This window comes from Phenylobacterium sp. (assembly GCF_037189685.1).
Classification (GTDB): Bacteria; Pseudomonadota; Alphaproteobacteria; order Caulobacterales; family Caulobacteraceae; genus Phenylobacterium.
The window spans coordinates 233,957-257,018 of the sequence record NZ_JBBCIT010000014.1; the positions used below are offsets into that span (position 1 = coordinate 233,957).

Genomic DNA, 23,062 nt, shown 5'->3' on the forward strand with positions numbered 1-23,062 from the left:
CCCGCTCAGCCTTCCAGGTAGAGCAGGGCGGTGACGCCCAGGGCCGCGAAGATCGACGGAGCCGCCCAGGCGGCCAGTACGGCGGGCGCGGCGCCGTTCTCGCCCAGGGCGGTGAAAGCGCCGTCGAAGACCAGGAACAGCAGGCCCGCGGCCAGGCACTGGACCGTCAGGGTGACGCCGCCGCCGCGGAAGTTGGCCAGCGCCGCCGGCGCCGCCAGCAGCATCATGACCAGGCAGGCGACCGGCGCGGCCCAGCTCCGCTGGAGCTGGGTGTCGTAGAAGGTGCGGGGCCGGGTCGAAAGGCCGCCGGCCAGGGCGCGGCTGGCCTCGGCGGCGGTCACCGTCGTTTCGCCCATCGCCAGGGCGCGCACGTCGCCGGGGGTCAGGTTGGCCGGCCAGTCCATGCGCTGGGCGCCGCTCTCGACCACATTGTCGTCGCCGAGGGTCTCGAAACGGGGCTCGACCAGCCGCCAGCGGCCCTCCTCGTAGACCGCCGCCTGGGCGTTGGTCCTCTGGATCAGGCGGCCCGCGGCGTCGCGCTTGTAGATGGTGACCTGTTCCAGGCTGGTCCCGTCGGGATCGCGGGGCACGGCCACCACGATCTCGTCGCCCACGCGGAACGTCACGGGGTCGACGGACTTGGCGGCGTCGGGCGGGGTGCTGGCCTGCCACCACTCGCTGAGGATGGCGTCGGTGCGGGGGGCGATCACCGTACCGATCGCGAGTTGAGCCAGCGCGAGGGTGAGCGCCGTGGGGATCGCCATCATGGTGATGCGGTAGGCCGAGATCCCGGTCGAACGCATCGCGGTCACCGCGCTGTCTCCGGCCAGCTTGCCGAACGCGAACAGGGAGCCGGCCAGCACGGCGAGGGGTGCGGACTGTTCGATCAGCCGCGGCAGGCGCAGGAGGGCGTAGTAGGCCACGCCTCCGGCGCCCAGGTTGCGGTCCAGGATGTCGGTCGAGACGTCCAGCAGGTCGAGGATCTGCAGCACGCCGACGAGGGCGAAGAGGGCCGCGCCGATCCGCGAGGCCATCAGCTTCAGGAGGTAGAGGCCGAGCGTCATGCGGCCGCGCCCGTCGCGCCCGCGGCCCGGCGGAGGCGCATGCGCGCCGCCCAGGCCGACAGGTGTTCCATCGCCCGGCCCACCGGCGTTTCGCCGGGGCGCTTGAGGCTGGTGAAGAAGACCAGGAAGCAGATGCCGGCGAAGATGGCGAAGGGCGCGCCCACGGCCAGTTCGGCGGGCGCCCGCCCGGTCTCGGCCAGGCCCTGGCCGAGCGGGATCGTATGGTGGACGGCGAGCAGCAGCAGGCCGCCCACGATGGCGCCCGGCGCGCGCCCGCTGCGCTTGGCGGCCAGCCCCAGGGGCACCGCCAGCATGGGCAGCAACAGCAGGCCGAAGGCGCGGGCCAGGCGGCCGTACAGCTCGCCCTTCAACGTCTCCTTCGGAAGGGTGGAGTGCCCGGACCGCGCCTGGTCGGCCAGTTCGAAGAGCGTGAGTTCCCGCTCGTCGCCGCCGCGCGCGCGCAAGAGCCGCGCCGGGCCCGTCATGGGAAGCTGCATCGTGAAGGCCTCGAAGCTCAGCGTCTCGGGCCGACCCTCGGCGTTGAAGCGGAGCTGCTGGCCGTCGCGCAGCTCGAGGCGGACGTTCTGGCCATCGCCGGTGCGGCTGAGTTCGGCCATCGCGGCGGTGGTGATCTCCTCGCGGCCCTTCTCGGTGATCCGGCGGATGAACACCCGCGAGAGCTGCTGGCCCGCGGGATCGGCGATGTCGGTGGTCATCGTCAGGTCTTTCGACGGCGACAGGATCGTCTCGGCCGGGATCAGCCCGTTCCAGCCGGCGTTCTGGGCCGTGTGGAGGACCGCGCGGTAGGCGTAGCGGCTATAGGGCTGGGCGAAGCCGAAGACCACGAGGCTGACCACCGTGAGGGCCGCGGCGAGGCAGAGGTAGGGCGCCGCCAGCCGCGTGAGCGAGAAGCCGGCCGCCAGCAGGGCGTCGATCTCGGACGACTGGTTCATCCGGTTCACCACGATGACCAGCGCGAGGAAGAAGGCCGCGGGCAGGGTCAGGCCGATGTAGTGCGGCACGAGATTGACGGCGAGCTGGGCCACGAAGCCGAACCGGTCGCTGGACGCCGACAGCATGTCGAGCAGCCGCAACGTGCGCTCCAGCAGAAGCGCGATCAGGGTCACCCCCGTCGCTCCCACCATCGGCCAGAAGGCCAGGCGGAGCAGATAGCGGTCGATGAGACTCAATCGGGTCCCCGGATTGCGGCGGTCATGCCCGCCAGCGGGCGGCGAAGTCGGCGGCCAGCGCCTGGGCCTCCTCCTCGCTCAGGGCGACGTGAGACGCAAGGGCGGGTGGGCCGGGCCAGCCGGTGTCGGCGAAGGCCTGGCCGCCATGCGACCGTTCGCCGGGGTAGCGCGGAATGACGTGGAAGTGGACGTCGGGGTCCACCATCATCAGCATGAGGTAGTTGATCTTCTCGTAGGCGACGGCGTCGCGCAGCAGCGTCTCGATGCCCTGCACCGCCTTCTGAAGGTCGGCGAAGGCGGCAGGCGACAGGTCGGAAAAGCCCCGGGCGTCCTCCTTGCACACCAGGACCAGTGAACCGAATGTCGGCTGCTGGGGCCGCACCAGCACCAGCCAGTGGCCGGTCTCGGCGACCAGGGTGGCGGGGTGGCCGAACTTCCGGGCCGTGGAATTGGTCACGCGGGACTCCTCGCGATGGAACGGTCGCGTCGTGGACGGATCATAGGAACGCCCCTTCCGGCGGGGAAGGGCGGCTGGGCGGGTTTTGCGCCGCCGGATGCAGGACGAAGGCCCCCAGGCGTTCCACCGACAGCGCCGGGGTGACGCCGAAGGCGGTGACGCGGATGCGGAAGCCGGTCCCGTCGGGCGTGATCTCGATCTCGTTCCAGCGGGCGGGCTCGCCGTGGCCCCCCGCCGGCGTGGAGGCGGCCGGTACGGCCAGGACGGGGATGTCGCGGTCCGGGCCGGGGAGGCGGGCGAGGTGCGCCTCGTGGGCGTGGCCGTGCAGGACGAGTTCGGCGCCCACCGCCTGGAGCATGGCGCGGAACGCGGCGGCGTCGGTGAGCGCCTTGCGCCCCGATACGATTCCACGCGTGACCGGATGATGGACCAGGACCACGCGGCAGAGGCCCTGGGCGTTCGCCTGGCGGAGCAGGTCGGCGGCGGCGTCGATCTGGGGGCGGCCCAGCGCGCCCTGGGCGAGGTGCAGCGCCGTGGGCGTGGCGGATGACAGGTTGACGATCGCCACGGGGCCGCGGATCCGCAGGTGCGGGAAGTCGCCGTCCTGGCCGTCCGAGAGCCAGGGCCGCCACGGGGCGAAGTCGCGGGGGGCGCCGTGGGCGGTGAGCGCGTCGTGGTTTCCCGGGCTGACCGTCACCTCGCGCGGGTCGCCAAGGGCCAGCAGCCAGGCGCGGGCCGCCTCGAATTCCTCGGGCGTCGAGAAATTGACCACGTCGCCGGTGATCGCCACATGGTCGGGCGCGCGACTGACCATGTGGGCGGCGATGGCGTCCAGCACGGCCTGAACGTGCCGATGCTGCTTGCGCCGCCACGCGAAGCGGCTCAGCAGGCGCTTCGAGGCCACGTCGCGCCAGCGGAAGGGCAGGGGCGGCGGCGGAAGCTGCAGGTCCGAAAGATGAGCGAGGCGGAAGGCGGTCAAGCGCAGGTCGAGCTTTCCTGAAGTCGAGCTTTCCTGGGGGGCGAGCTTTCCTAAGGAGACGGCGCTCGGTATCAGGTTGCACCGATTTGCGTGAGAGGCGCGCAGAAGTTTTGCAGACGACGGTCGAGACGGGCGCGGCGCCGGCGGGGATGATCCTGGGCGCCGGCGACGTGCGCATCTGGGGGATGACGGCGCGCGAGCGGTTGCGCCGCACCTTCGTGCGCGCCGGCCTTGCGGTGGCCGAGGCGCCGCCGACGTCCGGTTCGGTGATCCTGGCCCTGGGCGGATGGGTCTACGACGAAGCCCTGATCGCCACCCTCGCGAAGCGGCCGGGCGCGGTCCTGGTGGCCGACGACGGGCGCGCAGTGGCGGCTCACGTGCCTGCCGGGCGCGCGTCCGAGGCCGCTGCCGCGCTGGAGCGGGGCGAGGAGCCCGGGGGGCTGGTGCGGCTGTCCCTCGCCGAACTGGCCTACAACGAGGCGCTCCGCAAGCGCGAGGCGCCGGTGCTGGTGCGGTTGACGCCCCAGAACGTCCGCGCGGTCGAGGCGCGCACCTTCGCGGGCTCTTACAAGGGTGTGACGGACCTCGTCACCAAGTACTGGTGGCCGATTCCCGCCCGCATCGTCACGCGTTGGTGCGCTGTCGCAGGATTGAGGCCCAACCATGTGACATTCCTGGGTTTTCTGCTCGTCTTGGCGGCCTTCTGGCTGTTCTGGCAGGGCCAGTTCGGCTGGGGGCTGGCCTGCGCCTGGGTCATGACCTTCCTCGACACCGTGGACGGGAAGCTGGCGCGGGTGACGCTCACGTCGTCTGCGATCGGCAACGTCTTCGACCACGGCATCGACCTGATCCACCCGCCGTTCTGGTGGTGGGCCTGGTATGTGGGCTGCTTCGGGACCGCCATCGTCGCCGACGCGCCGGGGATCGCGCTGGCGGTGATCCTGGCCGGCTACGTCTTGCAGCGGGTGGAGGAGGGGATCTTCCTGCGGGCCTTCGGATTCCACATCCATTCGTGGCGGCCGTTCGACAGCTTCTTCCGCCTGATCACGGCCCGCCGGAACCCGAACCTGCTGATCCTGACACCCGCCTGGCTGCTGGGCCGTCCCGGAGAGGGACTGATCCTGGTGGGTGTCTGGACGGGCGTCTGCCTGATCGTCCACGCCGCCCAGCTGGTCCAGGCGTTTGCGACGCCGCGCGAGCGCGTGGTCTCCTGGCTGTCGCGTTGATCCGGGCCGGCCTCATCTGGAACCAGAAGAGCCACCGCAACCGCGGGGCCGGCCGCGGGCCCCTGCCGCCCGACGTGCTGGACATCGTGCCCGAGGACCCCGCCGAACTGGACGGCGGCCTCCGGCGGCTGGCGCAGGCCGGCGCGGATCTGGTGGTGGTGGATGGCGGCGACGGTACGATCCGCGAGGTGTTGAGCCGCCTGCCCGAAGCCTTCGAGGGTCGGCTGCCGCGCCTGGCGGTGCTGCCCAACGGCAAGACCAATGCGCTGGCGCTGGACATCGAGACGCCGTTGGGGACGACCCTGGAGCAGATCCTCGCCGCCGCCGAGGCGGGCCGTCCGGTCAAGCAGCGCCAGTGCCTGGAGATCGTGCGCCGGGGCGCCCCCGCGCCCGAGCATCGCGGCTTCCTGTTCGGCGCCGGCGCCTTCGTGCGCGCCACCGAGCTGGCGCAGCGCAACCACGGCCTGGGGTTCTTCGACAACGCAGCCATCGCGGTGACCCTGGGCGGGGCCATCGTGCGCACCCTGGCCGGGGGCGCGGACGAGCCCTGGCGGCGCGGAGAGGCGGGGTCGCTGTCGCTGGCGCCCGAGGTCGCGCGCTGGTTCCTGGTGATGGCCTCGACCCTGAAGCGTTTCCCCCTGGGCCTGCGGCCCTACGGCGTCCCGCGCGAGGGCCTGAAGGTGCTGTCGGTGGCCGCGCCGCCGCGGCGGCTGCCGTTCGCCCTGCCCATCCTGCTGCGGGGGCGCGACGCGCCCTGGCTGGCGGAGGCGGGGTATCGGCGGGACGACCTTCCGGCCTTCGGGTTCGCCTTCGACGGGGAGTATGTGCTGGACGGCGAGCGCTATTCCGGCGGTGACCTGACCGTGCGCCAGGGGCCGGCGCTGGAGTTCGTGATCCCGTGACGCCCGAACTGCTCGCGCGGATCGAAGCCGAGCTGGCGGCCCGGGCGCCGGCCGAGGTCGTGGCCCTGGCCGAGGCGCTGGCCGACCCCGAGCGGGACGCGGCGATCCTCTACTACGGCTCGACACTGCGCACGGGCGACCTGTCGGGAATCCTGGATTTCTACCGCCTGACCCGCCGGCCGCACCGGCGCGGCCTGCGGGCCGTCGTCGAGGCGATCCTGTGGCCCGAGGTGAGCTATCACGAGGTGGCGGTCGGCGATCGGACCCTGAGGGCGAAGGTGGCGACGATGCCGCTGGACGTCTTCCGCAAGGCGGCCGAGGGGCGGACGCTGGACACGACCATCTGGGCCCGCTTCGTCCAGCCCTCGCAGCGGGTCTGGAGCGCCGATGCGAAGGCGGGCCGGGCGGCCGGCGAGGCCGTGGCCGCCGCCGTGGTCACCGCCGCCCGCCATGCCGCGGCCCTGGGGCCGGAGACAGGGACGGCCCGGGACTACTGGCTGGCGCTGTTCCGCCGGACCTACGCCGCCGAATTCCGGGTGGAGAGCGCCAGCCGGGTCGACACCGTGATCGCCGCGGAGCCCGAACGCTATGATGCGCTGCTGCCGCTGGCGTGGGCGGCAGGTGGAGTCGGCCATACAGGCGGGGACGGCCTGTTGCGGCCGCTCCGCCGGGGCCTGCCGGGCTGGACGCTGCGGAACCTGATGGGAAAGCCGCTGAACGTCGCGCGGATCGGCAAGGCGGCCTTCACCTTCGACGGCGCCGCCCGCTATGCGGCGTGGAAGATCGCCCGGCACACGGGAGTCGAGATCGCCGTCACGCCGTTCCGGGAGCGCCATCCGTTCCTGGCCGCGCCGGGGGCGTGGCTGGAGCTCCGGCGGCGGCAGCGGGTGAGGGCGCGCGGAGGCTAGGCCGATGCGCGGAGGGAGTGCTTCAGCAGCCCGAATTCCTGGCCCAGGCGCTCGAAGACGGCCAGGACCTCATCGATCTGGGCCGGCGTGTGGGCGGCGCTGACGCTGGAGCGCAGCAGGGCCTGGTTGTCGGGCGTGGCCGGCGGCACGGCGAGGTTCAGGTAGACCCCGTTCTGCAGCAGGGCGTTCCACATCATCACGGCCGTCGCCTGGTCGGGCATGACCACGGCGGTGATCGGGCTGGCGTGCGGGCCGACCACGAAGCCGAGGGCGCGCAGGCCTTCGTACAGCCGGTCGGCGTTGGCCGAGAGCCGGACGCGCAGGTCACGGTCGTCCTCCAGGCGCTGGAGCGCCTTGAGCGTCGAGGCGATGACCGCCGGCGGCAGGGAAGCGGTGAACATGTACGGCCGGCTGACGATGCGCAGCAGGTCGAAGTTGTCCTCGTCGGAGACGAGGAAGCCGCCTACGGCGCCCAGGCTCTTGGAGAAGGTGCCCACGATGAAGTCGACGTCGGCCTCGACGCCGGCGGCCTCGGCCAGGCCGCGGCCCTTCTCGCCCAGAACGCCCATCGAGTGGGCCTCGTCGACGAGCAGGTAGCCGCCCATCTCGCGCTTCACGGCGGCGAATTCCTTGAGCGGCGCCACGTCGCCGATCATCGAATAGATGCCCTCGACCACGATCAGGCGGCCGCCGGGCGCGTCGCCCAGGCGGCGCAGGCGCTTGGCCAGGTCGTCGGGGTCGTTGTGGCGGAAGCGGATGACCTCGGCGCCCGAGAGCTTGGCGGCGTCATAGATCGAGGCGTGGCTGTCGGCGTCCAGGATCAGGTGGTCGCCACGGCCGACCAGCGCCGAGATGCCGCCGAGGTTGGCCTGGTAGCCGGTGGTGAAGACCATCGCGTGCTTGCGGCCGTAGAACCGCGCCAGCGCGTTCTCGAGCGCGGTGTGACCGCTGAAGGTGCCGTTGGCGAACCGCGAGCCGGTGGTGCCCGTGCCCCACTCGCGCACGGCGGCGGCGGAGGCCTCGATGCATTCGGGGTCGAACGTCAGGCCCAGGTAGTTGTTGGTGCCCAGCAGGATGACCTTGCGGCCGTCGAGCATCCCTTCGGTGGGCGAGAGCACCGCGTCAAAACGGACGGCGGACGGGTCCGCGCCCACGGCGCGAATTCCATCGAGCGGGGCGCGATAGCCCAGGTGCTTGTCGAGCAGCCCCATTCTTAAGCCTTCATTCGTAGCTTGTTGATCAGTTCGGAGAGGTCGCCGACCGTCTGCACCGTCGCCAGCCGGTCGAGGGGAATCGATAGGTCAAATCGATCCTCAAGCTCCATGACGATGTTCATGAGTGCAAGCGAGTCCACGGCCAGGTCGCGGGCGATGTCGGTCTCCGGGGTCACCTGGACATTGCGGCCCAGAACCGTCTCGGCGGCCCGCGCGATTTCACGGACTGTGAGGTCCGTCGCCAGTTCCACCATCGGTGAGCCCCCCATTCGGCCCGAAATGCGTACGCCAGCCGCGTACCTAACCATCTCCGGCCCTTTTTTCTACCGCGGGATGGAATGTGGGTCACAAAAGAGCCGTCAATGTTTCATCCATGCCGCAGTGCGGTACCAGGCGACGGTGTCGGCGAAACCATCGGCCAGCTCGAAACGCGGCGGTGGCAGGCCCGGAAGCCGTTCCGCCTCGGGGACAGACCAGTCGCGGTGCAGCAATTCCCGCGCCTTGGCCGACGAGAGCATGGCCGTGCGACCCAGCAGCATCGTGAAATCATTTGTGATTCCGATGGCGCGGATCAGCGTCCGGGGAACGCGCGCCAGCCGCGGCGTAGCGCCGCAGGCCGAGGCGGCGGCCGACATCAGCTCGCGCCAGGAATAGCCTTCGGGCCGGGAGTCGCACAGCGCGTGCGCCCCGCCCGTCGGCCGCGCTGCAGCAACCGCGGCGGTCTGTCGGGCGGCGTCCGCCACGTGGATCATGGCCACGCGCGCGGCCTCGTCGGGCACGGGAAGGACAGGGCTGAGCGCCGCTGCCTGAAAGACGGGCAGAAGCTCGCGGTCGCCGGGGCCGTAGATGGCGCACGGGCGCACGACCGATAGTCGATTCTCCAGGACTTCGCCCATCGCCGCCTCGCCGGCGCGCTTGCTGGCGGCATAGTGGGAGAGCTGGGGCTCGCGCGCCGTCAGGCTGGAGACCAGCACGACGTGCGCCGTTCCGGCGGTCTTCGCCGCCTCGGCCACCCGGCGGGCGCCGGCCGCGTTCACGGCGTCGAACGCCGCACGGCTGCGCGCCTTCACCAGGCCGGCGGCGTGGATCAGCACGTCCGTTCCCTCGCAAAGCGCGGCGAGCGCGGCGGCGTCTTCGAGACTGCCGGGAACGACTTCGGGCTCGAAGGCCCGCCAGAGGGGCTCGACCGGATCGCGGCGCGCGAGGATGCGCACGGTCCAGCCGTCCTCGCCCAGGGCCTGGACGAGCCGGCGGCCGAGGAAGCCCGTGGCGCCCGTGACCGCGACCCGGCGCATGTTCAGGCCGGCTCCTCCTGGCGGAATGCGCCGGCCAGGAACAGGGCGCGGGCCTTGGAGCGCGACAGCTTGCCCGACGAGGTCTGCGGCAAGGCGTGGGCGCCGACCAGCTCGACGCGGGGCTCCACGCCGTGGCGGGCGCGCAGGACCGCGGCCACGTCGTCGGTCAGGGCGCGGCGCGCCTCGGGATCGCTCGCCCGCGCCTGGACCAGCACGACGAGTTGCTCGCCCGCTTCCTCGTCGACGGAGAAGGCGGCGACGTCGCCGCTGCGCAGACGCTCGATCTCGGACTCGGCGGTCCACTCCAGGTCCTGCGGCCATACGTTGCGGCCGTTGAGCAGGATCAGGTCCTTGGCGCGGCCCGTGGGGACGAACTGGCCGTCGGCGAGATAGCCCAGGTCGCCGGTGTTCAGCCAGCCGTCCTCGCCCAGGGCGGCGGCCGTGGCTTCGGGATCGCCGAAGTACTCGCGCATCAGGCTGGGGCCGCGGACGAACACCCGGCCGGCCTGGCGTTCGGGCAGGGCGCGGCCCGCCTCGTCGCGGATCTCCAGCTCGTGGCCGGGGAAGATGGGGCCGCAGCGGACGAAGGCCCGCGAACGCTCGCCCGAACCGGAGACGACCGCGCCGTCACGCTCCATCCGCGCGACGTCCACGTGGTCGAAGATCAGGCCCTGTTCCAGGGGCGACATGGTCAGGCCGAGGGTGGCCTCGGCCATGCCGTAGCTGGCCACGAAGACGGCGTCCCGGAAGCCGGCCGCGGCGAACCGCTCGGCGAATGCGGTGAGAGGGCCGGTGCGCACCATGTCGCCGCCACAGCCGGCCACGCGCCAGCTCGACAGGTCCAGATCGGTGCGCCCCCCGTCGCCGCGGCGGGCGCAGAGCTCGTAGCCGAAGCTGGGGCTGTAGGAGATCGTGCCCCGGTTCTTCGAGATCAGGTCCAGCCACAGCAGGGGGCGGCGGACGAAGGCGCCGGTCGGCATCATGTCCACCGACATCTGCGCCGACAGAGGGATCAGCAGGAAGCCGACCAGCCCCATGTCGTGATAGAGCGGCAGCCAGGAGACGGCCCGGTCCTGCGGCGTCACGCACAGTCCATGTCGTGTGGTGGCGAGCGCGTTGGCCATCAGGGCGGCGTGGGTGCAGAGCACGCCGGTCGGATTGCGCGTGCTGCCCGACGAGAACTGGACGTAGCACGGATCGTCGGCCGAAGGGGGCGGCAGGTCGGTCGCGGGCGCGCCCGATGGCGCGTCCGGCAGGCCGGCGGCGCCTGCCGTCGCATTCACGTCGGCGTTCACGTCGGAATTCAGGGCGCGGGGCGTTCCGGCGGCCTCCGCGGCCTCGGCCAGCCAGGGGACCAGGGCCTCGGGCCCGAAGACCGCGGCGGCCTTCGCCGAGCGCAGCATGCGGGCGATCTGCTCCACATAGGCTTCCCGCCCCCCCAGCGGCGCCGGGAGCGGCAGCGGCGCCGGCGTGATCCGCGCGTACTGGCAGGCGAAGAACAGGGTGACGAAGTCGGCGTCGGTCTCGGCCACGAGGCCGACCCGGTCCAACGGCTTCAGCCCGGCCGCGAGCAGCCGCACGGCCAGGGTGCGGGCGCGTTCGCGCAGGACCGCGTAGGGGAGGGCCTCGACCAGCTCGCCCCGCAGGCCGTACAGGTTGAGGCCGGTGGGACCCGTGGCGGCGTAGTCCAGCGCCTCGGTCAGGGTCGCGAAGCCGCCCTGCCGGAACGGCCGGTCCGGGGCAGTCGGGGTGATCGTCAAGCGTCGCCTTCCAGTCGTTGCGCGGGATCGGGCGGGTCCGTGTCGACGGACTGTCGAATCCCGTTCTCTCTGAGGATGAACCACAGCATGCCCAGGGCAAGGGCGCCGGCGGCCGCAGCCAGGCCAGCGCCTGCGCCTATAAGCCCGAACTGCGCCACGAGGAAGGGGAGGGCGCACAGGAAGAGGGCGCCCACCGCGAGCCTGACGCGCACCGCGGCGCCCGGCTTGCCCAGCGAGACGAGCATCGGTTCGAGGGGAAGGGCGAAGATGCCGATGACGGCGGCGGCCACCTGCCAGGTCATCACCTCGGCGGCGGCGGAAAAGCCCTTGCCCATGACGAGCGTGAGCAGCGCCGGCCCGGCCAGCCAGCTTACCGCCAGCATCGCGACGCCCACGGCCCCGGCCAGAAGCCCCACGTTGCGGGCCAGCCGCCACATGGCGTGATGCCGGTCTTCGGCGCGCAGCCGGGCGAGTTCGGGATAGAGCGCCGGGACCAGCAGCTTGGCGGGTTTGGCCAGGGCGTCGGCCACCTGGCGGCCTATCCGCCAATAGGCGGCCTGGGCCGGTCCCACCAATGCGCCGACCATGAGGGTCGCGACATGGGTGAAGGCCACGTCGAGCGTCGCGGCGAGGTTGGTGTTCCAGGCGAAGCGCCAGGCGCCGGGCATGCCCTCGGCCAGGCGCCCGCCGCGCCAGGCGAAGCCCTGGAGCATGTCGCGCTTGCGCACCTCGGCCCAGGCCGAACCCGCGAGGTAGAGCCAGCTTCCCACCGTCCCGATCGCCCAGGCCAGCAGGAAGCCCTCCATGCCGGCGCCGAGGGCCAGGGCGATCACCGATCCCACCACCCGGATGAGCGAGATCAGGGCGGCCTGCCAGGCGAGGACGTCGAACCTGTCGAACAGCCGCAGCAGGCCCAGGGGCGTGGCCGAGACCATGAAGGCCACCGAGACCATGTAGAGCGCGGCGGCCGGGGCCTGGTCGGGACCCCATCCGAGGACGTTCGCGAAGGCGATCGCCCCGACCACGCCCACCAGCACCCCCAGCACGGTGCTGGCGATGTCCAGCACGAGGGAGAAGCGCAGCACCCGCTGGAACTCGAGGCGACGACCCTCGGCGAGGGGACGTGCGCCATATTGCAGGATGGTCTGCCACGACTGGAACTTGACCACCTCGCCCAGGAACTGGGCGAAGGCCTGGATGAGGATCAGGATTCCCAGTTCCGCGGCGCCCAGGGCGCGTGCGGCGATGGCCACGGCGGCCAGGCCGAGCACGGCGTTCACCGTGCGCCCGCCCAGCAGGAGACCGGCGTTCGCCACCACCCGGCGAAGGATCGGCCGGACCCCGGCGATCTGTTCGGCCTGTGATGCGCTCATGCGCCCGTTCGCACTCCTCGGGCCGCCGCTCGCCGGCCCTTTGCGCCCAACTAGCGCCGTCCGGGCCTCCACGCCAACCCTGCGGGCGCATGCGCAGATCGCCGCAGCCGGTGCGGCCGGGGGCCGGTTGCGCCCGTATAGGGGTTCAGGACCCGGTCGCGAGACGGTCGGGGCGCAGGTTCGTGATCGCGCGGGACTTGTGATCGCGGCCGGCCCCGGCTTTACCTGGGGCGAGCGAAGCGAGGGGTGGCGATGCGCGTTCTGTTGGCGGTTCTGCTGGCGTTGACGACCCTGGGTCTGGCGGGGCCGGCCGCAGCCGAGATCCGGGCCCTGATCGTGGCGGTCTCCGAATACCAGGACCCGATCCCGTCCCTGGAAGGGCCGCCCAACGACGCCGCCGCGCTCAAGACCCTCCTGGGCGCGCAGGGGGCGACCGACATCACCGTCATCGCCGACCGCAAGGCGACCCGCTCCAACATCCGGGCCGCCCTGGAGAGCCTGGGCAAGCGCTCGAAGCCCGGAGACTGGGTGATCTTCTTCTACGCCGGCCACGGCGCGCAGGCGCGGACCGACGATCCCACCGAGGAGGACGGGCTGGACGAATTCATGGCGCTCGGGGGGTTCAGCGTCGCGCGCCCCGATCCCGAGCAGTTCATCCTCGACGACGACCTGCGGAGCTGGCTGGTGGCCTTCTTCCCGACCACCGTCAACGTCCTGCAGATCGCCGACGCCTGCCATTCGGGCACGCTGAACCGGTCGCTGGCGGGCCAGACGCGGTTCAAGCGGCGAACCGCCCTGGACAACCCGATGGCGATCCGGCTCCCGCCCAGCCCGTTCGACCCGGTGCGGCTGCCGCCGTCGACCGAGGATCCGCCCAACCTCGTCTATGTCGGCGCGGCCCAGGACAACCAGTTCGCGCTGGAGGGGCCTCTGCCGCGGGGCGACTCGGCCTCGCGCGGGCTTCTGACCTACGCGCTGGAAGGCGCGCTGCGCGACCGTCGCCCGAACGGCAACCTCGCCGCCGACCTGGACGACGACGGGCGGCTCTCACTGGCCGAACTGGCCTCGACGCTGGAGACCCGCACCCGCGAGCTGTCGGGCGCCCAGCAGTGGGCGAGCGCGGCGGTTCCGGCGCGCAACGAGCGCAGCGTGATCTTCCAGCCCCTCAAGGCTCCTCCGCCGGACGAGCGGCCGATCGAGGTGAAGCCCGTCGACGACCAGGCCGCGGAGCTGCTGGGCGGGCGCGGGCCCTGGGCCTCGATCCCCAGCGGCGAGCCCGACCTCACCTGGAACGCCACCGAGGGCTGGGTGACCGATCACAGGGGCGACCGGGTGGCGGAGAACCTGCGGACGCCCGAACAGCTCTCGGGCGTGATCATGAAGCGCCGCGCCATCACGCAGATCGCGGCCTCGGCCAACGAGCGCCAGCTCAAGGTCGACATCGGCCCCAAGCCCACGGGCCAGCTCTATCGCAAGGGAGAGACGGTGGATCTGGTGGTCACCCATCGCGGCACGTCGGCCTACCTGACCGCCTTCAACCTCGCCAGCGACGGTACGGTGCAGATGCTCTACCCGATCGACGGCGACGGCGACGGACTGATGGCCGCCGGCCAGACCCGCGTGGTGATGGCCCGGACCAAGGCCGTGCCGCCGTTCGGGCTCGACAATGTGGTGGCCATCGCCACGCCCGAGGCGCCGACCGTCCTGCGCGCGGCGCTGAAGCGGATCGACGGCAAGCGCGACGCGATGGTGGCCGCCGGTCTGGTGCAGGACGAACTGGACCGCGCCAAGGGCCGGGCCGCCTCCGCGCTGGGCGAACTCTACACGGGGCCGTAGGGCGGAGGCCGCGCGACGCCCTGTTCCGCCCGGAGCGTGACTAGGGCGTCGGTTCGGCGGTGACCAGGGCCTGGAGCGCCGTGCGCGCCTGGTTGGCGCAGCCGGCCTGCTGGGCGGTCAGGATATGGTCCAGGGTGGTCAGGTGAGCCGGGTCGGGGCAGACCCCCGAGCGCCGGGCCCCGAACGTCCGCGAGGTCGGCGGGGGATCGACCAGGATCTTGAGCTGGGCGAGGCGCGAGGGGTCGGCCGCCGCGCCCGGCCGCGGCGCGACCGCGCCCTGAGGCCCGCCGCGCACGGTGGTGATCGCGCCGCTGGCGCTCATCAGGCGCACCGTCTGTCCTGCGCCCACGGCGATGCGTTCGCCGCCCGACAGCTCGACGCCGGGTTTCACGGCCGGATCGGTGGAGGCCACCACGACGAAGTCGGCGGCCGCGGCGGCGCCGGCCACGCCGCCTGCCAGGATCGCGCCAAGGATGGCCCCCACGGCCATGCGGCCGGTCGCGCCGGGGACAACGCTGCGCATGGTGACAATCCTCTCGCCTGGTACGCCGGGATGAACCCACCGGCGCGTGCGCCGGTCAAGGCCTTGCGCCTTTGGGGAGAGTTCAGGGGACGCGTTCGTGCGCGGGGCCGCAGGCCTCTAGAGCAGGCGCGCCGCCGCGAGGCGCGCGACGGCCTGGGTGCGGTTCACGGCGTTCAGCTTCCTGCGGGCGTTGTCCACGTGGAAACGGACGGTCGTTTCCGAGAGGCCCAGGATCACCGAGATCTCCCAGTCGGATTTGCCCTCGGCCACCCAGGACAGGGCGTCCCGCTCGCGGTCGGTCAGGCGGATCTCGTCGGCCTCGGGGGGCGCGGCGAAGGTCATCAGCCGCTCGGTGAGCATCAGGCCCGCGAGCTGCACGGCCATGGCGTCGTCCGGCGCAAGGTCGTGGTTGTGAAAGCCCAGGTGGAGCGACGCGATGGTACGGTGGCGGCCGTACGAGGTCGCGCAGACCGCATCGCCGATGCCCGCCTCGCTCATGGCTTCCCAGTAGGCGCCGAAGCCCGAGTCGTGGCGGGGGGCGAAGTCGCTGAAGCGGTAGCGGGTGAGCCCGCCGCGGATCGCCTCGAGCAGGGGGTTGTTCTCGAAGCAGACATAGTCGAACGCCGGCGTCCCCAGCCGCCACGTCTCGGGCGCGATCCGCTGGACGATGCCGCCGGCGGCGTAGTGGGCTTCGGACGTCAGAGGGACCAGCGGACGGCGGTAGAGCCGGGTCTGGAGATACGAGGCCCCGATATGCGACAGGGCGGCGAAGAAGCCCTCGCTCGCCGCTTCGGGCGTCGGAGCCGTCAAGGCCGTGCCGGCGATATCGAGCGCGCGTGTCAGCATGCGACAGAAACAGGTCCCGACGTTACTGTGCCGATCCTAGCAAGTCCGGCGCCGAAGCGTCACCTTGCAGGGTCAACCTCTCGGTTCCGAGAGGCGCCCCCTGCCGCTCATTTCAACGACATTCGCCCCGATCCTGGGCGTGCCTTCGCCGCCTGGGCGAACGTCTTGAGTGGGGTGCAATCATGAGACGAGTTCTAGCCGGGGTGGCGGTGACCGCCGCCTTGCTCGCTGCGCCGGCGGCGCACGCGGCGCACTATGTGCTGAATCTGACGGGCGACGCCGACGGTATGATCACCGACAGCTTCTCGTTCGGAGGAGTCCTCTACGAGACCGGATATCTCGAGCTGTCCGGCTTCACGCCCTTCGTCCTCGAGGACGGGGACACGTTCGAGGCCTTCGTGACGATCTCGGGGTCGAACCCGCCGCCGTTCCCGACGTTCATCGTTCCGCTCCGGGACCAGATGTTCTTCGGGCTGAACTTCGCGGACATCCTCGGGGGCGCCCAGCCTGAGACCTCCGAGGCCAACGGCCTGCTCTCGTTCGACGGCGGCCCGGACGTCGGCGCCGGCTGCGGCAACTGCACGAGCCTGATCTACGGCCTGAACGGGACGCCGTTCGGATTCACGACGCTGGTCGCCAGCGGGACGTTCCTCATGACCGAGCCGTACCAGATCAACACCATCTCGATCAGCTATCAGGTGAACAACGACGCCGTGGGCGCGATCCCCGAGCCGGATGCCTGGGCCCTGATGATCCTGGGTTTCGGCGCCGCCGGCGCGTTGCTGCGTCGCGGCCGGCGGGCGGACGCTGTCCCGGCCTCCTGACCCGATCGCCGTATCCGGACGTGACGGCGCCGCGGCGTTCCCGTTTCCGGGAGCGCCGCGGCGTGCGCGTCGGCGCCCCGAACGAACCGATCCGGCGGCGGGCGCCGGACCCGGCGCGGGGGCGTGGGACCGTCGAGCGAGCCGGCCGCACGAGGTCAACCCCTCGATTTCGAGAGGCGCCCGGGGACGCGGGCTTCGACGATACTTCGCGGCCTGGGGAGAAAAATTTCTCCGCTCAGGCGAATATCTTGAGTGGGGTGCAATTATGAGACGATTTATGGCCGGAGTGGCCGCAACGGCCGCTCTGCTCGCCGCGCCGGCGGCGCAGGCGGCGGTGACCTACACGTTCACGGGGTCCCAGACGCTCAATTTCGGGCCGGTCGATCCGGACGATCCCGATGGCGCGCAGATCGAGGTCGTCGTCAATTCCAGCTTCAGCCTGGTGACGCCGGGCTTCATCACCAACGGGACCTTCACGCCCGACAGCTGCACCGACGACAACGCCGGCTACGTCTGCGGCCAGATGGAGTTCGACAACTTCGCGAACCAGTTCGACGTCGGCGGCGATTTCCTGTCGCTGGGCTACAGCTACGAGGACGACAACACCGCGTTCGGCGGCGGCGCCTTCTTCTTCTTCGCGCCGGGCGCCTTCGGCGCGGTCGGCACGTACACGACCGACGGCTGGCCGATCAACGGCCCGCCCATCGCCAGCGATCCCAACGGCTACAACTGCTGCTTCGGCAACGCCGGCTTCGGGACGCTGGTGGTCTCGGGCTCGCCGGACGTGGGCGCCATCCCCGAACCCGGCGCCTGGGCGCTGATGATCCTGGGCTTCGGCGGCGTGGGCGCGACCCTTCGCCATCGCCGGCGCATCGCCACCTTCGCGGCGGCCTAACAGGGCGGTCGCGCGAGGGGGCTGCGGCGGATGCTACCGTGTCAAGCGTCCGCCGCAGCCATCCATTCCCAGCGGTGCAATCGCCGCCTTGCCAACGGCGCGATTTTGCGTATGTTCCGCGCCCTCGCCGCCGGGCCGCCATGCGAACCCGGAGCCGGGACGGGTGTATAGCTCAGTTGGTAGAGCAGCTGACTCTTAATCAGCGGGTCCAAGGTTCGAATCCTTGTACACCCACCATTCCTCTCTCATGAGAACAGCGGGTCGACCGCGTGGCCAGGGCGGCCGCCCGAGGCGGCGGGCCCGTCCTTCGCTATCCGGGTGACTCCGGGTGACTCTGGGCGACCGGGGGCCTACCTCACCCTGCAGGTTGTCACGCGGGATTCGCCCTTGTCCAAGCCGATGTCGGGAACTGTGCGATCCGCAGGTGGGGGCGGACGGCCCTCAACGTGGCCCGGGTCTGTGTCTATGCTGCCGGCGGGCCCGCCTTTCCCCGTTTCGGCGGCCCTTGGTCCGCCGGGAGGCCCTGGATGCGTGTTCTGAAGACGACGGTGGACGCCGGGGCGGCGGCCTATGCGGCGAACCGGGCGGTGAACCTGGGCCTGGCCGAGGAGCTCCGGGCCCGGGCCGGGCAGGCGGCGCTGGGCGGATCGGCGCAGAGCCGGGAACGCCATGCCGCGCGCGGCAAGCTGTTGCCGCGGGACCGGGTCACGCGGCTGCTGGACGCCGGGGCGCCATTCCTGGAGGTGGGCCAGCTCGCGGCCTTCGGGATGTACGGCGACGAGGCGCCGGGGGCCGGCGTGATCACGGGCGTGGGCCGGGTGTCGGGGCGCGAGGTGATGATCGTGGCCAACGACGCCACGGTGAAGGGCGGGGCCTACTATCCCCTCACGGTGAAGAAGCACCTGCGGGCGCAGGAGATCGCGCGCGAGAACCGGCTGCCCTGCGTCTATCTGGTCGACAGCGGCGGCGCGAACCTGCCGCACCAGGCCGAGGTGTTCCCCGACCGCGAGCACTTCGGCCGCATCTTCTTCAACCAGGCCCGGATGAGCGCCGAGGGGATCGCCCAGGTCGCCTGCGTGATGGGAAGCTGCACGGCCGGCGGCGCCTATGTGCCCGCCATGAGCGACGAGACCGTGATCGTGCGGGGGCAGGGGACGATCTTCCTGGGGGGGCCGCCCCTGGTGAAGGCCGCGACCGGCGAGGTGATCTCGGCCGAGGAGCTGGGCGGGGCCGACACCCACGGCCGGCGTTCGGGCGTGGTCGACCACGTGGCCGAGAACGACGAGCACGCGCTGGCCATCGTCCGGCGCATCGTGGCCAATCTCAACACCACCAAGACCCACGGCCTGACGCTGGCCGAGCCCGAGCCGCCGGCCTACGACCCGGAGGAGCTGTACGGCATCGTGCCCCAGGACGTGCGCGCGCCCTACGACGTGCGCGAGGTGATCGCCCGCGTCGTGGACGGCTCGAAGTTCGACGAGTTCAAGGCGCTGTACGGGACCACCCTGGTCTGCGGTTTCGCCCGCATCTGGGGTCAGCCGGTGGCGATCCTGGCCAACAACGGCGTGCTGTTCTCGGAGAGCGCGCTCAAAGGGGCGCACTTCATCGAGCTGGCCTGCAAACGGAAGATCCCGCTGGTGTTCCTGCAGAACATCTCGGGCTTCATGGTGGGCGGCAAGTACGAGGCCGGCGGCATCGCCAAGGACGGCGCCAAGCTGGTGACCGCCGTCGCCTCCGCGGAGGTGCCGAAGTTCACCGTCCTGATCGGCGGCTCGTTCGGCGCCGGCAACTACGGCATGTGCGGCCGCGCCTACTCCCCGCGCTTCCTGTGGACCTGGCCCAACAGCCGCATCTCGGTGATGGGCGGCGAGCAGGCCGCGTCGGTCCTGGCCACCGTCCACCGTGACGCCGACAAGTGGAGCAAGGACGAGGAGGAGGCCTTCAAGGCCCCGGTCCGCCAGCGCTACGAGGACGAGGGCAACCCCTACTTCGCCACCGCGCGCCTCTGGGACGACGGCGTCATCGACCCCGCCCAGACCCGCGACGTCCTGGGCCTCTCCATCTCGGCCGCGCTCAACGCCCCGATCCCCGAGACGCGCTTCGGCGTGTTCCGCATGTGAGGCGCGACATGGCTAACTCCCTGGCGCGTCAGCGCCTTCGAGATTCAACCGCGGAAAACGCGGAAAAGCGCGGACAGAAGAACCCCGGCGTCGGAGCTCACCCTTCCGCGTCCTTCCGCGTTTTCCGCGGTTCATTTGAGAGCGCCTGCGGCGCGCGAGGCGTCAATGTTTAGGTCTGTCCTCGTCGCCAATCGGGGTGAGATCGCGCGGCGGGTGTTCGCCACGGCGCGACGGCTGGGCATCGAGACGGTGGCGGTCTTCTCCGAGGCCGACGCGAGCGCCGCCCACGTCCGCGACGCCGACCGCGCCGTGCTGATCGGGCCCGCCGCCGCGCGCGAGAGCTATCTGGTGGGTGAGCGGATCATCGCCGCGGCCCAGGCGGCCGGCGCCGAGGCGATCCATCCCGGCTACGGCTTCCTCTCGGAGAACGCCGCGTTCGCCGAGGCGGTGACCGCCGCAGGCCTGGTCTGGATCGGCCCGCCGCCGGCGGCTATCCGCGCGATGGGCCTCAAGGACGCCGCCAAGGACCTGATGCAGAAGGCCGGCGTCCCGGTCACCCCCGGCTACCTGGGCGAGGACCAGTCGGCGAAACGCCTGAAGGCCGAGGCCGACGCCATCGGCTATCCCGTGCTGATCAAGGCCGTGGCCGGCGGCGGCGGCAAGGGGATGCGGCGGGTCGATGCGGCCGCCGACTTCGAGGCCGCCCTGGCCTCGTGCCAGCGCGAGGCCGCCGCCAGCTTCGGCGACGACCGGGTGCTGCTCGAAACCTATGTCACCCGTCCCCGGCACATCGAGGTGCAGGTGTTCGGCGACAGCCAGGGGAACGTGGTCCACCTCTACGAGCGGGACTGCTCGCTCCAGCGCCGCCACCAGAAGGTGATCGAGGAAGCCCCTGCGCCGGGCATGTCCGAGCAGGCGCGCGCGGCGGTCACCGAGGCCGCGGTTCGCGCGGCCAGGGCGGTGGGCTATGTGGGCGCCGGCACGGTGGAGTTCATCGCCGACGCCTCGGCCGGCCTGCGGGGCGACCGCATCTGGTTCATGGAGATGAACACCCGGCTCCAGGTCGAGCATCCCGTCACGGAAATGGTCACGGGCCTGGATCTGGTGGAGTGGCAGTTCCGTGTCGCCGCCGGCGAGCCCCTGCCGCTGACCCAGGACCGGATCGCCCTGAACGGGCATGCGGTGGAAGCCCGGCTCTACGCCGAGAACCCGGCCACCGGCTTCCTGCCCTCGATCGGGCGGCTGGAGAGCTTCAGCCTTCCGGGCGGCGTGCGGGTGGACGCGGGCGTCGAGGAGGGCGACGCCATCACCCCCTTCTACGACCCGATGATCGCCAAGCTGATCGCGCATGCGCCGACCCGCGAACAGGCGATCGCCGAGCTGGCCGAGGCCGTCTGCGAGGTCGAGGTCCATCCCGTGAAGACCAACGCCGGCTTCCTGGTCCGCTGCCTGGAGCATCCGGACTTCATCGTGGGCAGCGTCGACACCGGCCTGATCGGCCGCGAGGCCGAGGCGCTGACCGCGCCGGCCGAGCCCTCGCCCGAGGCGCTGGCGACCGCCGGCTGGGCCTTCCGCGAGATGGTCGAGCGCGAGGTCGAGGGCCAGCCGTCCACGCCCTGGGTCGCGCTGGCGGGATTCCGGCTCAACGCCCCGGCCGATCCGGCGGTGCGCCTGTTCCTCGACGATCGCGCTGTGGTGGCGTCGCCCGGCGACCAGCCGTCGCGCTCGGTCCATGTCCTGGGCGACGAGGAGGTGGTGGTTTTCGAGGCCGGCGAGGCCTTCGTCTTCCGCGACCACCCGCCCGCCGCGGATGCGGCCGGCGCGGGCGGCGACGGCCAGATCCGGGCGCCCATGCCCGGCAAGGTGACCCAGGTGGCCGCCAGGGCCGGCGACAGGGTGGCCAAGGGCCAGACCCTGCTGGTGCTCGAAGCCATGAAGATGGAGCACGCGCTGAGCGCGCCCTTCGACGGCGTCGTCGACGAGATCGGTGCGGAACTGGGCGCCCAGGTCAGCGAAGGGGCGCTGTTGGCGAAACTGTCCGAGCAGGCCTGACGCCGCCTGACGCCCCCTGGCGGGGTTTGCTTCGGTCAGGCCGGAACGGCGGGGCGGGGACGCCAGCGCATGAGGCCGTAGTAGACCACGAGGGCGATCGCGACGCCGACGAACCAGGCATAGGGATAGAGCGCCGCCCAGGCCGGGGGCAGACCCCCGAAGGCGCCCGGCGCGACGGCCATCAGGAAGCCCGGCAGGTTGGGTGCGGTCGCGACGACCAGGGCGATCACGGCGGCGGGATTCCAGCCCCGGCGATAGGCGTAGGGGCCGTCGGGGGCATAGAGGCCCTCGGCGTCCAGCTCGGCGCGGCGCAGCAGCCAGTAGTCGGCGATGATGATGCCCGCGATGGGCCCCAGCAGCGCCGAGTAGCCGATCAGCCAGGTGAAGATGTAGCCGCTGCTGCTGGCCACCAGCTTCCAGGGCATGATGCAGACGCCGATCAGGGCGGTGATCCACGCGCCCGTCCGATACGAGATCCGGCGGGGCGACAGGGCCGAGAAGTCGTAGGCGGGCCCGACGAGGTTGGCGGCGATGTTGCACGAGATGGTGTCGATCGAGATGATCAGCAGCCCGATCAGCACCCAGACGCTCGGGAAGCGGGTGGCCAGCTCCACCGGGTCCCAGATGGCTTCGCCGAAGGCGATGCGGGTCGCCGCGGTGGTGATCACCGCAACGGCGGCGAGCGCGCCCATCGGCAGGGGAAGGCCCACGGCCTGACCGACGAACTGGTCGCGCTGGGTGCGGGCGAAACGGGTGAAATCGGGGATGTTGAGCGCCAGCGTGGCCCAGAAGCCGACCATCGCCGTGAGGCTGGGCCAGAAGATCGCCGCGAAGGCGCCCGGCCTGCCGCTCTCGTCGAAGGCATGGGCGAGGCCGCCGGTCTGGCCGAGCGCCCAGGCCACGAGCACGGCGCAGATCAGGATCTTGGCCGGCGCCGTCCACGTCTCCAGGCGCTTCACCATCTCCATCCCCTTGGTGACGAAGAAGAGCTGGATCGCCCAGAAGGTGAGGAAGGCGGCGAACTGCCACGCCGAGATGCCGAGGCCGGGCAGGGGCGGGCCGTCCAGCGGCGCGCCCAGCGCCACGCCGGCGAGGGCGAGGAGGACCGTGCCGCCCACCCAGGTCTGGATGCCGTACCAGCCGCAGGCGACGATCGCCCGGGCGATGGCGGGAAGCTTGCCGCCCTCGACCCCGAACGAGGCGCGCGCCAGCACCGCATAGGGAATCCCGTGCCGCGCCCCGGCGTGCCCGATCAGCAGCATCGGGATCAGCACGATGACGTTGCCCAGGAGGACCGTGAACACCGCCTGGCCGGGCGACATCCCCTGGTCGATCAGGCCCGACGCCAGCAGATAGGCCGGGATGCACATCGTCATGCCGACCCACAGCGCCGCGAAGTGCCACCAGCGCCAGGTCCGCTGTTCGGGCGTGGTCGGGGCCAGGTCGGGATTGTTCAGGTCGGAAACGATCGCCGTCATGCGCGCAGCCTCGCGCGCGTCGCGCGCATCGCGAAGTGGAAGATGGCGCCAGGGGCCAGATCGGCGCCTCTGCCCATGAATCGGCTTGGAGCCGCGCGGCGGGCGCCCCAACACTTGGGC

General features: G+C 71.6%; 20 protein-coding genes and 1 tRNA gene. 9 read left to right on the top strand and 12 right to left on the bottom strand.

From position 1 onward, the window contains the following. Positions 1–5 precede the first annotated feature (5 nt). The 4 genes from WG212_RS11150 to WG212_RS11165 are packed head-to-tail and all read right to left on the bottom strand — an operon-like array spanning position 6 to position 3,690. Positions 6–1,064 carry an LptF/LptG family permease gene (locus WG212_RS11150; RefSeq protein WP_337187166.1) on the bottom strand — a complete coding sequence of 353 codons (1,059 nt, stop codon included), beginning with the start codon at positions 1,062–1,064 and terminating at the stop codon, positions 6–8. Beyond that, on the bottom strand, positions 1,061–2,254 hold the full coding sequence (locus WG212_RS11155) for an LptF/LptG family permease (RefSeq protein WP_337187167.1): 1,194 nt from the start codon (positions 2,252–2,254) through the stop codon (positions 1,061–1,063). The genes WG212_RS11150 and WG212_RS11155 overlap by 4 nt, the downstream gene beginning before the upstream one ends. A 22-nt stretch (positions 2,255–2,276) precedes the next feature. Further along, entirely contained in the window at positions 2,277–2,711 is a 435-nt protein-coding gene (locus tag WG212_RS11160) for an HIT family protein (protein WP_337187168.1), read from the bottom strand. Positions 2,712–2,751: 40 nt separating this feature from the next. Further along, the gene (locus WG212_RS11165) at positions 2,752–3,690 is read right to left on the bottom strand and encodes a metallophosphoesterase (RefSeq protein WP_337187169.1); all 939 of its coding nucleotides are present in this window, start codon (positions 3,688–3,690) and stop codon (positions 2,752–2,754) included. Positions 3,691–3,800: 110 nt separating this feature from the next. On the opposite strand from WG212_RS11165, the gene WG212_RS11170 reads away from it, so the two are divergent. Genes WG212_RS11170 through WG212_RS11180 form a run of 3 tightly spaced genes read left to right on the top strand, consistent with a single transcriptional unit; the run spans position 3,801 to position 6,726 of the window. After that, positions 3,801–4,916 (top strand): CDP-alcohol phosphatidyltransferase family protein, encoded by a 1,116-nt coding sequence (locus WG212_RS11170; protein ID WP_337187170.1) that lies wholly within the window; start codon positions 3,801–3,803, stop codon positions 4,914–4,916. Beyond that, complete coding sequence (locus WG212_RS11175) at positions 4,913–5,818, top strand: diacylglycerol kinase family protein (protein WP_337187171.1); 906 nt, start codon at positions 4,913–4,915, stop codon at positions 5,816–5,818. Before WG212_RS11170 ends, WG212_RS11175 begins: the two co-directional genes overlap by 4 nt. Next, positions 5,815–6,726: a hypothetical protein gene (locus tag WG212_RS11180; protein WP_337187172.1), complete on the top strand. Its 912-nt coding sequence runs from the start codon at positions 5,815–5,817 to the stop codon at positions 6,724–6,726. Before WG212_RS11175 ends, WG212_RS11180 begins: the two co-directional genes overlap by 4 nt. On the opposite strand, the gene WG212_RS11185 is transcribed toward WG212_RS11180, so the two are convergent. The 5 genes from WG212_RS11185 to WG212_RS11205 all read right to left on the bottom strand — a co-directional run bounded on the left by WG212_RS11185 (position 6,723) and on the right by WG212_RS11205 (position 12,368). Further along, positions 6,723–7,937 (bottom strand): pyridoxal phosphate-dependent aminotransferase family protein, encoded by a 1,215-nt coding sequence (locus tag WG212_RS11185; RefSeq protein ID WP_337187173.1) that lies wholly within the window; start codon positions 7,935–7,937, stop codon positions 6,723–6,725. The genes WG212_RS11180 and WG212_RS11185 overlap by 4 nt on opposite strands. Before the next feature lie 2 nt (positions 7,938–7,939). Next, positions 7,940–8,194 carry an acyl carrier protein gene (locus WG212_RS11190; RefSeq protein WP_293374320.1) on the bottom strand — a complete coding sequence of 85 codons (255 nt, stop codon included), beginning with the start codon at positions 8,192–8,194 and terminating at the stop codon, positions 7,940–7,942. 105 nt (positions 8,195–8,299) lie between these two features. Then, complete coding sequence (locus tag WG212_RS11195; protein ID WP_337187174.1) at positions 8,300–9,235, bottom strand: SDR family NAD(P)-dependent oxidoreductase; 936 nt, start codon at positions 9,233–9,235, stop codon at positions 8,300–8,302. Positions 9,236–9,237: 2 nt separating this feature from the next. Continuing rightward, complete coding sequence (locus tag WG212_RS11200; protein WP_337187175.1) at positions 9,238–10,995, bottom strand: fatty acyl-AMP ligase; 1,758 nt, start codon at positions 10,993–10,995, stop codon at positions 9,238–9,240. Beyond that, entirely contained in the window at positions 10,992–12,368 is a 1,377-nt protein-coding gene (locus WG212_RS11205; protein ID WP_337187176.1) for a lipopolysaccharide biosynthesis protein, read from the bottom strand. Before WG212_RS11205 ends, WG212_RS11200 begins: the two co-directional genes overlap by 4 nt. 252 nt (positions 12,369–12,620) lie before the next feature. Between WG212_RS11205 and WG212_RS11210 the strand changes: the two genes are divergently transcribed. Further along, on the top strand, positions 12,621–14,204 hold the full coding sequence (locus WG212_RS11210) for a caspase family protein (RefSeq protein ID WP_337187177.1): 1,584 nt from the start codon (positions 12,621–12,623) through the stop codon (positions 14,202–14,204). Between the two features lie 40 nt (positions 14,205–14,244). On the opposite strand, the gene WG212_RS11215 is transcribed toward WG212_RS11210, so the two are convergent. Together WG212_RS11215 and WG212_RS11220 are read right to left on the bottom strand one after the other, a co-directional pair. Beyond that, positions 14,245–14,727, bottom strand: a complete 483-nt coding sequence (locus WG212_RS11215) for a hypothetical protein (RefSeq protein WP_337187178.1) — start codon at positions 14,725–14,727, stop codon at positions 14,245–14,247. A gap of 117 nt (positions 14,728–14,844) precedes the next feature. After that, the gene (locus tag WG212_RS11220) at positions 14,845–15,573 is read right to left on the bottom strand and encodes a helix-turn-helix domain-containing protein (protein WP_337187179.1); all 729 of its coding nucleotides are present in this window, start codon (positions 15,571–15,573) and stop codon (positions 14,845–14,847) included. A gap of 182 nt (positions 15,574–15,755) precedes the next feature. Between WG212_RS11220 and WG212_RS11225 the strand changes: the two genes are divergently transcribed. The 5 genes from WG212_RS11225 (at position 15,756) to WG212_RS11245 (ending at position 21,464) form a co-directional block, all read left to right on the top strand. After that, positions 15,756–16,397 carry a PEPxxWA-CTERM sorting domain-containing protein gene (locus tag WG212_RS11225; RefSeq protein WP_337187180.1) on the top strand — a complete coding sequence of 214 codons (642 nt, stop codon included), beginning with the start codon at positions 15,756–15,758 and terminating at the stop codon, positions 16,395–16,397. 277 nt (positions 16,398–16,674) lie between these two features. Continuing rightward, entirely contained in the window at positions 16,675–17,292 is a 618-nt protein-coding gene (locus WG212_RS11230; protein WP_337187181.1) for a PEPxxWA-CTERM sorting domain-containing protein, read from the top strand. Positions 17,293–17,453: 161 nt separating this feature from the next. Further along, positions 17,454–17,529: transfer RNA gene (locus WG212_RS11235), tRNA-Lys, on the top strand. Between the two features lie 290 nt (positions 17,530–17,819). Beyond that, the gene (locus WG212_RS11240; RefSeq protein WP_337187182.1) at positions 17,820–19,412 is read left to right on the top strand and encodes a carboxyl transferase domain-containing protein; all 1,593 of its coding nucleotides are present in this window, start codon (positions 17,820–17,822) and stop codon (positions 19,410–19,412) included. 165 nt (positions 19,413–19,577) lie between these two features. After that, the gene (locus tag WG212_RS11245) at positions 19,578–21,464 is read left to right on the top strand and encodes a biotin carboxylase N-terminal domain-containing protein (protein WP_337187183.1); all 1,887 of its coding nucleotides are present in this window, start codon (positions 19,578–19,580) and stop codon (positions 21,462–21,464) included. A gap of 35 nt (positions 21,465–21,499) precedes the next feature. Here WG212_RS11245 and WG212_RS11250 read toward each other — a convergent pair whose 3' ends face one another. Next, positions 21,500–22,942: an NCS1 family nucleobase:cation symporter-1 gene (locus WG212_RS11250; protein WP_337187184.1), complete on the bottom strand. Its 1,443-nt coding sequence runs from the start codon at positions 22,940–22,942 to the stop codon at positions 21,500–21,502. Between the last annotated feature and the right edge of the window lie 120 nt (positions 22,943–23,062).